The organism is Halomonas chromatireducens (genome assembly GCF_001545155.1).
In the GTDB taxonomy this organism is placed as follows: domain Bacteria; phylum Pseudomonadota; class Gammaproteobacteria; order Pseudomonadales; family Halomonadaceae; genus Halomonas; species Halomonas chromatireducens.
In genome coordinates this window covers 3,180,963-3,194,771 of the sequence record NZ_CP014226.1, presented here as the reverse complement: position 1 = coordinate 3,194,771, position 13,809 = coordinate 3,180,963, and the positions used below count along the sequence as shown (strand labels likewise).

The 13,809-nt window shown below is 63.4% G+C and carries 12 protein-coding genes; 5 read left to right on the top strand and 7 right to left on the bottom strand.

What is annotated here, in order from left to right:
- Positions 1–177: 177 nt before the first annotated feature.
- Positions 178–2,061, top strand: coding sequence for a sensor domain-containing phosphodiesterase (locus tag LOKO_RS14735; RefSeq protein WP_066451023.1), 1,884 nt, complete (start codon positions 178–180; stop codon positions 2,059–2,061).
- Between the two features lie 80 nt (positions 2,062–2,141).
- Here the strand turns inward: LOKO_RS14735 and acnA are convergent, their stop codons facing one another.
- The gene (gene acnA, locus LOKO_RS14730; RefSeq protein ID WP_066451021.1) at positions 2,142–4,892 is read right to left on the bottom strand and encodes an aconitate hydratase AcnA; all 2,751 of its coding nucleotides are present in this window, start codon (positions 4,890–4,892) and stop codon (positions 2,142–2,144) included.
- A 175-nt stretch (positions 4,893–5,067) separates the two neighbouring features.
- On the opposite strand from acnA, the gene LOKO_RS14725 reads away from it, so the two are divergent.
- Together LOKO_RS14725 and trxB are read left to right on the top strand one after the other, a co-directional pair.
- Positions 5,068–5,277, top strand: coding sequence for a CPXCG motif-containing cysteine-rich protein (locus LOKO_RS14725; RefSeq protein ID WP_066451018.1), 210 nt, complete (start codon positions 5,068–5,070; stop codon positions 5,275–5,277).
- 147 nt (positions 5,278–5,424) lie between these two features.
- The gene (gene trxB / locus LOKO_RS14720; RefSeq protein ID WP_066451015.1) at positions 5,425–6,375 is read left to right on the top strand and encodes a thioredoxin-disulfide reductase; all 951 of its coding nucleotides are present in this window, start codon (positions 5,425–5,427) and stop codon (positions 6,373–6,375) included.
- A 214-nt stretch (positions 6,376–6,589) separates the two neighbouring features.
- Here the strand turns inward: trxB and LOKO_RS14715 are convergent, their stop codons facing one another.
- Positions 6,590–6,868 carry a SlyX family protein gene (locus LOKO_RS14715; protein WP_201025331.1) on the bottom strand — a complete coding sequence of 93 codons (279 nt, stop codon included), beginning with the start codon at positions 6,866–6,868 and terminating at the stop codon, positions 6,590–6,592.
- 118 nt (positions 6,869–6,986) lie between these two features.
- Between LOKO_RS14715 and LOKO_RS20455 the strand changes: the two genes are divergently transcribed.
- Together LOKO_RS20455 and ltrA are read left to right on the top strand one after the other, a co-directional pair.
- The gene (locus LOKO_RS20455; RefSeq protein WP_066451010.1) at positions 6,987–7,451 is read left to right on the top strand and encodes a cold-shock protein; all 465 of its coding nucleotides are present in this window, start codon (positions 6,987–6,989) and stop codon (positions 7,449–7,451) included.
- A gap of 654 nt (positions 7,452–8,105) precedes the next feature.
- Entirely contained in the window at positions 8,106–9,494 is a 1,389-nt protein-coding gene (gene ltrA / locus LOKO_RS14700; RefSeq protein ID WP_083517606.1) for a group II intron reverse transcriptase/maturase, read from the top strand.
- A 74-nt stretch (positions 9,495–9,568) separates the two neighbouring features.
- Here the strand turns inward: ltrA and LOKO_RS14695 are convergent, their stop codons facing one another.
- Genes LOKO_RS14695 through dapC form a run of 5 tightly spaced genes read right to left on the bottom strand, consistent with a single transcriptional unit; the run spans position 9,569 to position 13,745 of the window.
- Positions 9,569–9,955 (bottom strand): hypothetical protein, encoded by a 387-nt coding sequence (locus LOKO_RS14695; RefSeq protein WP_066451005.1) that lies wholly within the window; start codon positions 9,953–9,955, stop codon positions 9,569–9,571.
- Positions 9,956–9,963: 8 nt separating this feature from the next.
- Complete coding sequence (dapE, locus tag LOKO_RS14690) at positions 9,964–11,130, bottom strand: succinyl-diaminopimelate desuccinylase (RefSeq protein WP_066451004.1); 1,167 nt, start codon at positions 11,128–11,130, stop codon at positions 9,964–9,966.
- Positions 11,117–12,142 carry a 2,3,4,5-tetrahydropyridine-2,6-dicarboxylate N-succinyltransferase gene (dapD, locus tag LOKO_RS14685; protein ID WP_066450997.1) on the bottom strand — a complete coding sequence of 342 codons (1,026 nt, stop codon included), beginning with the start codon at positions 12,140–12,142 and terminating at the stop codon, positions 11,117–11,119. Before dapD ends, dapE begins: the two co-directional genes overlap by 14 nt.
- A gap of 32 nt (positions 12,143–12,174) precedes the next feature.
- Positions 12,175–12,519, bottom strand: coding sequence for a Spx/MgsR family RNA polymerase-binding regulatory protein (locus tag LOKO_RS14680; RefSeq protein ID WP_066450995.1), 345 nt, complete (start codon positions 12,517–12,519; stop codon positions 12,175–12,177).
- On the bottom strand, positions 12,519–13,745 hold the full coding sequence (gene dapC, locus LOKO_RS14675) for a succinyldiaminopimelate transaminase (RefSeq protein WP_066450993.1): 1,227 nt from the start codon (positions 13,743–13,745) through the stop codon (positions 12,519–12,521). Before dapC ends, LOKO_RS14680 begins: the two co-directional genes overlap by 1 nt.
- Between the last annotated feature and the right edge of the window lie 64 nt (positions 13,746–13,809).

The following is a 13,809-nucleotide window of genomic DNA, read 5'->3' as shown; positions in this document are numbered from 1 at the left end:
CTTGACAGCGCTGCGCCACGCCGAGGTTCGGCGTGGCCTTTCCTGGTCTCATGCCAGTCGACGCGCCGCGCGTAGCGTTGATTCAATGCAGCGCGTTGGCCGGCAATCGGACGCCAGCTGTTCTAGGCTGCAAAGAAAGGCTGGCGATTATCCAAGGAAGGCCGGCAGGGGGGTAAGGTGGCAGAAACAGACGAAGGGGACAGCACTACCGCCTACATGGCACCCGATATACCGTCCGACGAGGCAGTGCGGCTGGAGGAGCTGCACAGCCTCAAGCTTCTCGACAATACCTCCGACCTGCGATTTGACCGCTATACCAATCTGGTCGCGGATATCTTCGACTTCCCCATCGTACTGATTACCCTGGTCGATCGTGATCGCCAATGGTTCAAGTCCTGCTGTGGGCTGAATATGCGTGAAACCAGTCGGGACATATCGTTCTGTGCCCACGCGATCAATACCCCGAGTGTCATGGTGGTACCCGATACCCATGAAGATCGACGATTCGCTGATAATCCTCTGGTAACGGGCGATGCGTGTATCCGCTTCTATGCCGGCGCCGTGGTCCATGGTCCTACCGGACAGCCGCTGGGGACTCTCTGCGTGCTGGACCGCAAGCCACGTTCGTTCGACGAAGCGCAGTGTCGCCGACTGAGGGAATTTGGTGATCTACTCGAAAGTGAAATCGCCCACCGCCATGATCTGGAAAATTTACGCGCCTCGATTCAGTTTTCAGCCTACTACGACCCTCTCACGGGCCTGGCCAATCGCCGCCTGCTGCAGGACCGCCTGAGTCAGTTGATCGAGTGGGCCGACAGCGAGGAACGCTCCATCGGTGTGCTGCTGTTCAATATTTCAGGGCTGCGCTTGATCAATCAGAGCTTTGGAAGCGAGGTCGGCGACGACCTGCTCTGCCAGTTTGGTGAACGCCTTCAGGCCCTGTGCCCACCGGGCGGTACGCTTGCGCGCCTTCAGGCGGATGAATTCATCATCTGTTTCTCGCCCCACAAGGGTGATGATCGCTACATCGACGCCAAGGCCAGTCACGCTCGAGAAAGGCTGAGCCGTCCCTTTCTGGCTGGCGGGCGCCAGCACTACCTGCAGGTCAAGATCGGTGCCAGTGTCTTTCCCCAGCATGGTACGACGCCGGCGGGGCTGATCGAGCGGGCATCGGCGGCGATTCGTTTCACGGCAAGTGGAGAAACGCCGGGCATCTGCTTCTTTACCCATCAGGAGGCGCTGGATATCTCGGAACGGTTGAAGATCGAGTCACGACTTCAGACCGTTATTGAGGATCGTGGCCTGGAGCTGGCCTTCCAGCCCATCATCGACCTGTGGACCGGCCAGGTTGCTGCTGTGGAAGCGCTTTGTCGCTGGGAAGATGCGGAGCTGGGCAGGGTCGGTCCGGACCGCTTCATTCCCATTGCCGAGCAGAGTGGCTTGATCCAACTGCTGGGAGGCTGGGTCCAGCAGGCAGCCTGTGAACAGATTCGGCAATGGCAGCAATTGGGCCAGTGCCGGATACCGGTTGCCATCAACGTGGCCGCAGCGGAGCTGCAGCATCCGGATTTTGCCAGAGACCTGCTGGCCATGCTGGATGCCCAAGATATCGATGCCGGGCTACTCTGGCTTGAAATCACGGAACACTCCCTGGTGTCGGATAGTCCGCTGCTGGCACGCAATCTGGCATTACTGACACAAGCGAAGATCCATCTGAGTATCGATGACTTCGGCACCGGATATTCGTCGCTTTCCTATCTATGCCGCCTTCCCATCAGCGGCTTGAAGATCGATCGATCCTTCATCGAGCGTCTGCCCGAGGGAGAAAAGGAGCTGGCACTTGCCCGGTCGATTATCCGCATGGCTGATGCATTCGGTCTCGAGACGGTGGCAGAAGGGGTTGAGGATGAGCAGCAGCTGGCATGCCTGATTGATCAAGGGTGCCGTTTTGCCCAAGGGTTCCTCATTGCCCGACCTGTCTCTGCCGGGGAGATACCCGCATTGTGTCGACGTGCGTTGGTCCCTGGGCTCGCCCCGCCCGGCTCTTCAGGCAAGCGGTAGAAAGCTCGAGAAGGGCGTCCTTGTACTCTGACCTGACCTCGGCGGAAACCGGCGAGGTCAGGTCTCTCCAGGGATGTGATTCAGGCCGTCCCGATCATTTTCCTCAGCACGTAGTGCAGGATGCCGCCGTGACGGTAGTACTCCAGCTCGTTGGCGGTGTCGATACGGCACAGGGCCTCGAGTTTCTTCTCGCCCTTGTCACCATTCACCGTGACCTTCACCTTGCCTCCCGGGGTGAGGGCGTCCAGGCCTTCGATGGAGATCGTTTCATCGCCGGTCAGCCCCAGGGTCTTGCGGTCCTCGCCTTCCGGGAACTGCAGTGGCACCACCCCCATGCCGATCAGGTTGGAGCGGTGGATGCGTTCGTAGGACTCGGCAATCACCGCACGCACGCCGAGCAGCCGGGTGCCCTTGGCCGCCCAGTCACGGGAGGAGCCAGTGCCGTACTCCTTGCCGGCCACCACTACCAACGGTGTTTCTTTCTCCTGGTACTTCATGGCCGCATCGTAGATGGCCATCTGTTCGCCCGTCGGCACATGGCGGGTCTCGCCGCCGACCACGCCGTCGAGCATCTCGTTCTGGATGCGCACGTTGGCGAAAGTGCCTCGCATCATCACCTCATGGTTGCCGCGACGTGAGCCGTAGGAGTTGAAGTCCACCGGCTTGATTCCCCGCTCCTGCAGGTAGCGCCCCGCCGGGCTGTCCGGCTTGATCGAACCGGCCGGCGAGATGTGGTCGGTGGTCACCGAATCGCCCAGGATAGCCAGGATGTTGGCGTCCTTGACGTCCTCGATGGGGTCGGGGTGGCGCCCCATGCCCTCGAAGAAGGGCGGGTGCTGGATATAGGTGGAGCCCTCCGACCACTGGTAGACCTTGCTCTGGGGCACCTTGAGCGCCTTCCAGGTCGCGTCGCCCTCGAACACCTCGGCATATTCACTGCGAAACATCGAGGTCTTGACCTGCTCGACGGCGTTGGCGATGTCAGCCTGTGACGGCCAGATGTCCTTCAGGTAGACCGGCTTGCCGTCCTTGTCCTCGCCCAGCGGCTCGCTGGAGAGGTCGAGGCGGACGTTACCGGCCAGGGCGTAGGCCACTACCAGCGGTGGGGAGGCGAGCCAGTTGGTCTTGACCAGCGGGTGGATGCGGCCCTCGAAGTTGCGGTTGCCCGAGAGCACCGAGGCCACGGTAATGTCGCCATCCTCGACCGCCTTCTCGATGGGCGGCGGCAGCGGGCCGGAGTTGCCAATGCAGGTGGTGCAGCCGTAGCCGACCAGGTTGAAGCCCAACGCATCGAGGTCATCGCTGACCCCGCCGGCCTCCAGGTACTCGGTGACCACCTTGGAGCCGGGCGCCAGGGAGGTCTTAACCCAGGGCTTGGTCTTGAGCCCGCGGGCCAATGCGTTACGGGCCAGCAGGCCGGCGGCCATCATCACACTGGGGTTCGAGGTATTGGTGCAGGAGGTGATGGCGGCAATCACCACGGCGCCGGGATTGAGCTTGAAGGATTCGCCGTCGTACTCGACATGCTGGCTGTCGTGGTGCTCGTAGCTGTCGTGGACGCCCACGGCAGTCTGGCCGCCCTCGGAGAAGAGCTTGCCCTTCTCTTCGCTGTGGGGCTGCTTGCCCTGGTCCCCCTCCTCCATCAGTTTCTCGAAGGTGGCTTTCATGTCCTTGAGCGCGACCCGGTCCTGAGGACGCTTGGGGCCGGCCAGGCTGGCTTCGACCTCGCTCATGTCCAGATGCAGGGTGTCACTGAAGATCGGCTCGTGGCCGGGTTCGCGCCAGAGGCCCTGCATCTTGCAGTAGGCCTCGACCAGTGCGATCACATCGTCGTCGCGGCCGGTCAGTCGCAGGTAGCTGAGGGTCTCCTCGTCCACCGGGAAGAAGCCGCAGGTGGCCCCGTATTCCGGTGCCATGTTGGCGATGGTGGCACGGTCGGCCAGCGGCAGGTCGGCCAGGCCGTCGCCATAGAATTCGACGAACTTGCCCACCACGCCACGGTTGCGCAGCATCTGGGTGACGGTCAGCACCAGGTCGGTGGCGGTGATGCCCTCCTTGAGCTTTCCGGTGAGCTTGAAGCCGACCACCTCGGGAATCAGCATCGACACCGGCTGCCCAAGCATGGCTGCTTCGGCTTCGATGCCGCCGACGCCCCAGCCGAGCACGCCCAGGCCATTGATCATGGTGGTGTGGGAGTCGGTGCCCACCAGGGTATCGGGGTAGGCAAAGATCTTGCCGTCTTCCTCCTTGGTCCACACCGTCTTGCCCAGGTATTCCAGGTTGACCTGGTGGCAGATACCGGTACCGGGCGGCACGACGCGAAAGTTATCGAAGGCGTCCTGGCCCCAGCGCAGGAATTCATAGCGCTCGCGGTTGCGCTCCATCTCGATGGCGACGTTGTCCTTGAACGCGCTGGGGTTGCCGAACTTGTCGACCATGACCGAGTGATCGATGACCAGGTCCACCGGCGACAGCGGATTGATGCGGGCGGGATCTTCGCCGAGCGCTTCCACCGCCGCCCGCATGGAGGCCAGGTCCACGACCCCGGGCACGCCAGTGAAGTCCTGCATGAGCACCCGTGCCGGACGATAGCCGATCTCGCGGTCGGAGCTGCCCTGCTGCTGCCAATCGACCAGTGCCTGGAGGTCCTCGCGGGAGACACTGTCGGCGTCAGAGAAACGCAGCTGGTTCTCCAGCAGGATCTTCAGTGTCATCGGCAGGCGGTCGATGTTGCCCAGCGCCTCGGCTGCCTTCGGCAGGCTGTAGTAATGATAGGTGGTGCCGTTCGCGTCCAGCGTCTGCCGGGTGTCCGGTATCTCGTCACGGCTCATGTAAGCCTCCTGTCACGGTAGTGAACGGTCCTTTTCTTCGAACTCGTGTTTAGAACATGGTCATCATAGGCTCCCCTTTCAAGCGCTGCCCAGGCTTTCTATGCTGAACGAAAGTTCGTTGTGTGGCGCCGACGTTCCGCCGGAAGGAGGAGCTGGCGCTCAGGGAGACCTGGTTATGAATGAAGAGCGCCTCGATACGCGGCCGATACACTGCCCCTACTGCAACATGCCCTTCGAGCTGCTGGTGGATGCTTCTCAGGGGAGTCACGAGACCTGGGAGGACTGCCCCTACTGCTGCGCACCCATCCAACTGCGCATTATCGTCTCACCCTACGATGGGGAACTGGAGGACGTCCTGGTGGGGCGTGACGACGAGGTCCTTTAGCGGGTCGGTGCGGGATGCGCCGCCCGGGGGGTTGGGCTGCTACAATGGCTCTCTTTGCTTTCGGGGGTCCGGCGCTGGCGGTTGCCATGCCGCAAGAACAGGGCCGGCAACCGATACTCATCTATCCAGCGAGTCACGAGGTTCTCCATGAGCGAAGCGCGTCACGAACGCCTGATCATTCTCGGATCCGGCCCGGCCGGCTATACCGCTGCGGTCTATGCGGCCCGTGCCAACCTCAAGCCGGTGCTGATCACCGGGATCCAGGCCGGCGGCCAGTTGACGACCACTACCGACGTCGACAACTGGCCCGGCGACGACGCCGGGGTACAGGGCCCCGAGCTCATGGAACGCATGAAGCGCCACGCCGAGCGTTTCGATACCGAGGTGCTGTTCGATCACATCCATGAGGTCGAGCTGCGCGAGCGCCCCTTTACCCTCAAGGGTGACAACGGCGCCTATACCTGTGACGCGCTGATCATCGCCACCGGTGCCAGCGCCCGCTACCTGGGGCTGGAGTCCGAGCAGAAGTTCATGGGGCAGGGGGTCTCGGCCTGCGCCACCTGCGACGGCTTCTTCTATCGCAATCAGGAGGTCGTGGTGGTGGGTGGTGGCAACACCGCCGTGGAGGAGGCGCTCTATCTGTCCAATATCGCTTCCAAGGTGACCCTGGTGCATCGCCGCGACACCCTGCGCGCCGAGAAGATCCTGCAGGACAAGCTGCGCGAGAAGGCCGAGAACGGCAACGTGGTACTCGAGTGGAATCACGTGCTGGAGGAGGTGCTGGGTGACAATACCGGCGTCACCGGGGTGCGGATCAAGTCCACCCAGGACGGCAGCACCAAGGAGATCGCCGCGCCGGGCCTGTTCATTGCCATCGGCCATAGCCCCAATACGGGCATCTTCGAGGGACAGCTGGACATGGCCGGCGGCTACATCAAGGTGCAGTCGGGCCTGGCGGGCAACGCCACGGCCACCAGCGTGCCGGGCGTGTTTGCCGCCGGGGACGTGATGGATCACGTCTACCGGCAGGCGGTCACCTCTGCCGGTACCGGTTGCATGGCGGCACTGGATGCGGAGCGTTATCTGGACGAACTGTAACGACACGAGGTGAATACGTGTTGCCGTAAAAAAGAGCCAAGGATAGGCTTTGTGGTATCAGTCCGCGGCTTGTCCGGCGAAAGGCCTTTGAGGAGGCGCTGTAAACCCTTCCCTGGGCGCTACTTTTTCCATCCTTGGAAAAAGACCTCCTCTTCGGCCTTTCCCCGGCGCCGCTTGCAGGGTGTCGACGCTACTCTTTTTCTTTTTCGCGGCGCTAGTAATGCGGCGGCACCTCGTCCTGTGGGGACGGTGCCGCCATATCGACCTCCTGAAGCGCCTGCTGCTGGTCGCGCAGCTTCTGCTGCATCACGCTGTTGATCCTTTCCAACTGCATCAGGCGCTTCTCCTGGGCCGCCACGGCTTCATCCAGCGTATCCAGCCAGTGCTCCTGGTGAGCGATGCGGCTTTCCAGTGCCTCCAGGCGCGATAACAGCCAGGCGGACGTCTCATCGGGGCTCATGCTAGAATCGTTGCGCTGCGTGTCTCTGTTCATCGTGACACCTTCGTCCGGCGATGTGGCCATATGTCGTATCGTCGTCTGAGAACCTGTCGTTTCACCAACAAGATTTCACCAATAACATTTCACCACAACAAGTGAGCATTACGGATCCATGAATCGCAAGGTTATGTTTCGTTGCACTCTCGTCAGTCTGCTGCTGGCCGCTCCGGCGCCGCTGCTGATTGCCCTGTTCATCTACTTCACCGGCGGCGATACGTCGCGCCAGCTTTTTGCCACCCTGGAAGTCGGCGGCGTCACAGTGGTTTATCTTGCCACCTTGGCAGCCGTTTTCCTGCTGCTGCTGGCTGCCACGCTTTTCGTGCATGACGTGAGCCCGCAGCTTGCCGCCATCGCCGATGTCGAGAACGACGATCGCGAGATCGGCGAGGTCAAATGGTTCAATGTCAACAAGGGGTATGGCTTCATCAAGCGTGACAGCGGGGAGGACGTCTTCGTCCATTTCCGCGCCATCCGCGGCCGCGGGCACCGGACCCTGGCCGAGGGACAGAAGGTACGTTACTACGTGATCGAGAATGAGAGGGGGTTGCAGGCCGACGACGTCACCGTGATTACTTGAATCGAAGCGCCTGCGCTCGCCCAGGCGTTGTTGGAAGCGCGACGCGAGATGCTCATTTACTAAAGTAAACTCCGCTCTCTCGCCGCGCTTCCGCCTAGCCTGGCCATCGCTCGGCAGCTTCGAGCTTGTAGACACCGCTGGTTTCAAGTCTTTCAAGGCATCGCCCCGCTTCTGCGGGGCGATGTCGTTTGGTGCGCCAGGCATGGCGCGCAGCGCCTGACTGGCGCTGTTCCCGAGGGTGGTGCCTCGGGATGACTCGGGGGTGAAAGTCCCCTGCACGCCCGGCAAGGGGAAGTGCTAGCCGACGGCAAGGGTGTCTCCTGCGAAGGGGAATCTCAAGGCAGCCCGAGGCAAAACGCTGGCCTGACGAACAGGAAGCGGATACGAGGCGGCATGGCGGGGTGAGATGGCCAAACTCATCAAAGCCCGATACTTGCACGGAACGCCATGACGTATATCCGACAGGCATAAGCGGGAAGGTCGCGCGTCTTACCCTGGGAGGTCTGGTGGTCTGCCACGGTGCTACCGGCGCCGAGAGGCGACGGGATGGGCCACCAGACGTCAGCAGAGGCCATAGTAAGTGCCGGTTCACCGCGGCACCAAGGGCCGAACATGAAGAACCGCGAGTAGGCGATGACGTCTCGAGGATCGATCATGAAGACAGAGCCTGACGCTAATACCGTCACTCACCCAGAGGGGCAGGGGCAGTACCCCGCGTCCCGGCCGGTGGGCGTCGAGACGGTCCCGGCGTCGTCATCGTGGACGAAAGCGGAGCCCGCCCCGCTCATGGAGGCCGTGATAGACAAAGCCAACATGGCGCGGGCTTACCGTAAGGTGGTCGCCAACAAGGGCGCGCCGGGTGCCGATGGCATGACGGTGCATCAGCTGGCGGATCACCTGAAACAGCACTGGCCGACGCTGCGCGAGCGGCTGTTGGCCGGTGAGTACCACCCCAGCCCAACCCGAGCTGTCGAGATCCCCAAGCCCAAGGGCGGGACGCGGCAGCTCGGCATCCCCACGGTCACTGACCGGCTGATCCAGCAGGCGCTGCTTCAGGTACTGACGCCGATCTTCGATCCGGGCTTTTCCGAATCGAGCTACGGCTACCGCCCGAAACGCAGCGCCCAGCAGGCTGTCTCGGCCATGAAGGCCCATGTTGGCGCCGGCCACCGCTGGGTGGTCGACCTCGACCTGGAAGCCTTCTTCGACCGGGTGAACCATGACCTGCTGATGGCGCGGGTCGCGCGTCGCGTTCGCGACAAGCGAATGTTGCGCCTGATCCGTCGCTACCTGGAAGCGGGGATGTTCCAGCACGGCCTGACTGCGCCACGCCGGCAGGGCACGCCCCAGGGCGGGCCACTGAGTCCGCTGCTGGCGAATATCCTGCTGGATGACGTGGACAAGGAACTGGAACGCCGGGGCCACCGCTTCTGCCGCTACGCCGACGACATGCAGATCTACGTACGCAGTCGACGGGCGGGCGAGCGGGTCATGGCCAGCCTGAGTGATTTTCTCGAGAGCTCGCTCAGGCTTAAGGTCAATCGTGCCAAGAGCGCGGTGGACCGGCCGTGGCACCGGGGGTATCTGGGCTACACGCTGACCCGACACAAGCTGCCACGACTGACGCTGGCCAAGGCCAGCCTGCAACGTCTGATGCAGCGCGTCCGTGAGATCCTCAGGCGCGGAAGAGGGCGCCACATACGGCGAGCGATCGACGAGCTGACCCCGGTCCTGCGGGGCTGGGCCAGCTACTTCGCCCTCGTCGACGTGAAGCGCCCGCTGGAAGCGCTGGATCAATGGATGCGCCGCCGACTGCGCTGTGTAATCTGGCGGCAATGGAAGCGTCCAGCGACTCGGCGCCGCAAGCTGAGGGCGCTGGGCCTGGACACCTACCGTGCCTGGAAATCAGCGGGGAATGGACGAGGGGCCTGGTGGAATGCGGGAGCCTCGCACATGAATCAGGCCCTGCCGCGGAAGTGGTTCGATCAGTTAGGCCTGATCTCGGTACTCGATACGGTAAGAAGGCTTACCCGTTCTTCATGAACCGCCGTGGTACGGAACCGTATGCCCGGTGGTGTGGGAGGGCGCCGGGGGTGACCCCGGCCCCTACCCGATGGTCACTGGCCGGGATCGGGCCATTCGATGACCGCTTCGCTGCCGTCGGGTAGCACGCGCCAGAAGCGGTCGGGGTCGTCGCCGGGCTGCCAGCTGCCCAGTGAGCAGCGCACCTCGCAGCCGAGGCGGGCGGCGGCTTCCCCGGCGCAATCGCAGTCGCGCGGCCAGGGCGTATGGGCACTATCGAACCACAGGCTGGCGTAGCCGTCGGCGGCGTTCTCCACCAGCAATACCGGCACGCAATGTCCGTCATGGCGGCCACGGGTCTGCCACCTCCTGCGCCCTGCTGCGCTCAGTGGAGCGCAGTCGAGGCGCTCGCCGAGCCAGGCATTCAGTGCTTCCAGTGGAGCCTTGGCCAGGTAGATCTCGATATCCGGGTAGTCAGTCATGCGAACCCTCAGGGCTTGGCGGTGCCGTTGACGAAGAGCTTGGCCAGGATCGCTTCGTAGATCCGGCTCAGATCGTCCAGGTCGGCGGCTCGGACCTGCTCGTTGGCCTGGTGAATGGTGGCGTTTTGCGGCCCCAGTTCCACTACCTGGCTGCCCAGGGTGGCGATGAAGCGTCCGTCCGATGTGCCGCCGGAGGTCGAGAGCCTTGGCGTGCGGCCGAGTACTGCCTCGACGCCATGCACGGCGGCGTCTACCAGCTCCCCCTCCGGCGTCAGGAAGGGCTCGCCATTGAGCGTCCAGTCAATATGGTACTCGATGCCAAAGTCGCCAAGTATGGCAGCGGTGCGTTCACGCAACTGCTCATGGGTCACTTCAGTGGAGAAGCGGAAGTTGAAGACCACTTCCACGTCTCCGGGTATCACATTGGTGGCGCCGGTGCCCGCGCGGATATTGGAAATCTGGAAACTGGTGGCGGGAAAGAAGTCGTTCCCCGCATCCCAGTGCTCGCGGACGAGTGCGTCCAGTGCCGGCATGGCCTGGTGAATGGGATTTCGCGCCAGGTGCGGATAGGCCACGTGGCCCTGTTTCCCTTTGACATGCAGCACGCCGCCCAGCGAGCCGCGCCGGCCGTTCTTGATCACATCGCCGAGAAAATCCGTCGAGGAGGGTTCGCCCACCACGCAATAGTCGAGCCGTTCGTTGGCCTCGCGCAGGTGCTCGACCACGGCGCGGGTGCCATCCACCGCAGGTCCCTCTTCATCGGAGGTGATCAGGAAGCCGATCTTGCCGTGGTGGTCGGGATGGGCCGCGACGAACCGCTCGACAGCGGTGATCATCGCCGCCAGGCTGCCTTTCATGTCGGCGGCCCCCCGCCCTCGAAGCATCCCCTGGTCATCGATGCAGGGCTCGAAGGGGGGATATTCCCAGTGTACATGTGGGCCGCTGGGTACGACGTCGGTATGGCCGGCGAAGGCCAGCACCGGGCCGTGATGGCCACGTGTCGCCCAGAAATTCTCCACGTCACCGAACGGCAACCGCTCGATATGGAAGCCGATACGCTCGAGCCGCTCGATCATCAGCGCCTGGCAGCCAAGGTCGTCGGGGGTCACCGACGGGCGACGCATCAGCTCGATGGCCAGCGCCAGTGTCGGAGAGAGGGACTCAGTTGTGGGCATGCAGCGCCTCGTTGAGTGCTATGGCACTCTTGTTGGTCAGGCACTCGATGCGACCGTTCTGCGAATTTCGGCGCAGCAGCAGGTCATCATGTCCGGCAAGGTCGCGGGCGGCCACGGTCTTGACCTCCTGGTTCTGGTCGTCGAGCAGGGTGACCTTGGCACCGGCAGTGATGTAGAGCCCAGCCTCGACGGTGCAGCGGTCGCCGAGCGGAATACCAATCCCCGCATTGGCGCCGATCAGGCAGCCCTCGCCCACCTTGATGACGATGTTGCCACCGCCGGAGAGGGTTCCCATGGTGGAGCAGCCGCCGCCCAGATCGGACCCCTTGCCGACCGTGACGCCGGCGGAAATGCGACCCTCGATCATGCCTGGGCCCTCGGTACCGGCATTGAAGTTGACGAAGCCCTCGTGCATCACGGTGGTGCCTTCACCCAGATAGGCACCCAGTCTGACCCGGGCCGTGTCGGCGATACGCACGCCGCTGGGCACCACGTAGTCGGTCATCTTGGGAAACTTGTCGACACAGTCCACCGAGAGTGATCGCCCCTCAAGCCGGGCCTTGAGGCGACGGGCGGGCAGCTCCTCGATGTCGATGGGGCCTTCGCTGCTCCAGGCGATGTTGCGCAGCAGGCCGAACATGCCGGTCAGATCGAGCTGGTGAGGCTTGGCCAGGCGATGCGACAGCAGATGCAGCTTGAGATAGACCTCGGGTGCGCTCTGTGGCGGCAGGTCGCTCTCCAGGAACATGGCGACCAGCGGCCGCTGGCTGGCGGCAAAGGCGTCGACCAGCTCTGCCTGGGCGGTATGGCCGGCGGCCTTGAGGGCCTCTCCCAGCGCGGTGCAGTGCTCGGGCAGGAAGCTGACCGTGGCGTTGCCGGCGGGGACGTCGAGTACCTTGCCGACGGCGTCGATCAGGCTTTTGTCAGGATTGAGCAGGGGGGCGGGATAGTAGACTTCTAGCCAATCGCCCTGGGTGTTCTGGGTGCCGATTCCGAAAGCAAAGCTCAGCATGGGGTGTCCTCGTGGAAGGTAAGGGGGAGTCGTCAGCCCTTCAGGGCGTCATAGTCGCCGTCGTGATAGCCGACGATGATAGAGTCACCGGTATCGAGCATCGGGCGCTTGAGCAGGGTGGGATTGGTCATAATCAGCGAGCGGGCCTTGTTGGCGTCGACCTCCTTCTTTTCCTCTTCGGGAAGGTTGCGCCAGGTGGTGCTGCGCCGATTGAGCGCTTCCATCACCGGTACACGCGCGAGGATATGTTCGAGCAATGCCGCCGACAGGCCATCCTCGCGCAGGTCGTGAACCTGATAGGGTAGGCCCTTCTCATCTAGGGCCTTGCGCGCCTTGCGGCAGGTATCGCAGTTCTTGATCACGAAAAGGGTAAACATCATGCCCTCCTTTCAATGAAGCGGCGAATGCGTTGCGCCGCTTCTACTGTTGGCTCGATTTCAGCCACCAGGGCCAGGCGTATGCGTCCCGCGCCGGGGTTGTCGCCATCGGCCTCTTCGCAGCCCATCCCATCGCGAGTAGCTGGGCGACCCATATAGGAACCTGGCAGCACGCTGACATGCGCCTCGGCGAACAGCGCTCGGGTAAAGGCCTCGTCGTCGCCCCCCGGCACCGCGGGCCAGAGGTAGAAACTCGCCTCGGGGACCGGGAATTCCATGACCGGTGCGAGTATCTCGGTGACGGCGGCGAACTTTCCGCGATAGGCGTCTCGGTTGGCACGCACATGGGTTTCGTCGTTCCATGCGGTGATCGAGGCGTGCTGCAGCGGCAGTGACATGGCGCAGCCATGGTAGGTTCGGTAGCGCTTGAAAGGGGCGATCAGCTCGGCGTCGCCGGCGACGAAGCCGGAGCGCAGCCCCGGCAGGTTGGAGCGCTTTGATAGCGAGTGGAACACCAGGCAGCGGCGGTAGTCGTGTCGTCCCAGGGCGGCGCAGGCCTCGAGCAGCCCCGGTGGCGGCGCGCTCTCGTCCAGGTAGAGCTCCGAGTAGCACTCGTCCGAGGCGATGATGAAGTCGTGCTGATCTGCCAGGGCAATGAGTGTCTTGAAATCATCCAGCGGCGTCACCGCGCCGGTGGGGTTACCCGGCGAACAGAGGAAGACGATCTGTACCTCGCGCCAGGTCTCGGCGGGCACGGCGTCGAAGTTGGGGCGAAAGCCGTTCACGGCCCGACAGTCCAGGTAGAGCGGCCGGCCACCGGCAAGCAGGGTGGCGCCCTCGTAGATCTGGTAGAAGGGATTGGGTACCGCGACTCGGGCCGGGCGCGAGCGATCCAGCGCGGCCTGGACAAAGGCGAAGATCGCCTCCCGGGTGCCGTTGACCGGCAGCACCTGGTGCTCGGGATCGAGCCCCTCGAGGCCGAAGCGCCGGCTCGCCCAGCCGGCGATGGCACCGCGCAGTTCGGCAACGCCGGCCGTGGCCGGGTAGCGGGCGAAATCGAGCTGGTGTTCGTAGAGGGTCTTCAATGCCCCGGCGAAGGGGGCATGCTGCGGCTCGCCGATAGTCAGCGGGATGTGGGTGAGGCCCGTTGGGGGCGTCACGCCAGCCTTGAGCTTGGCAAGCCGCTCGAAGGGGTAGGGCTTTAGAGCGTCGAGATCGGGATTCATCGGTGTCCAGGGCGCCGTGGGCCGGCGTCGTATTTGCGTTGTCATGCAGGGCACGGCGCTACGG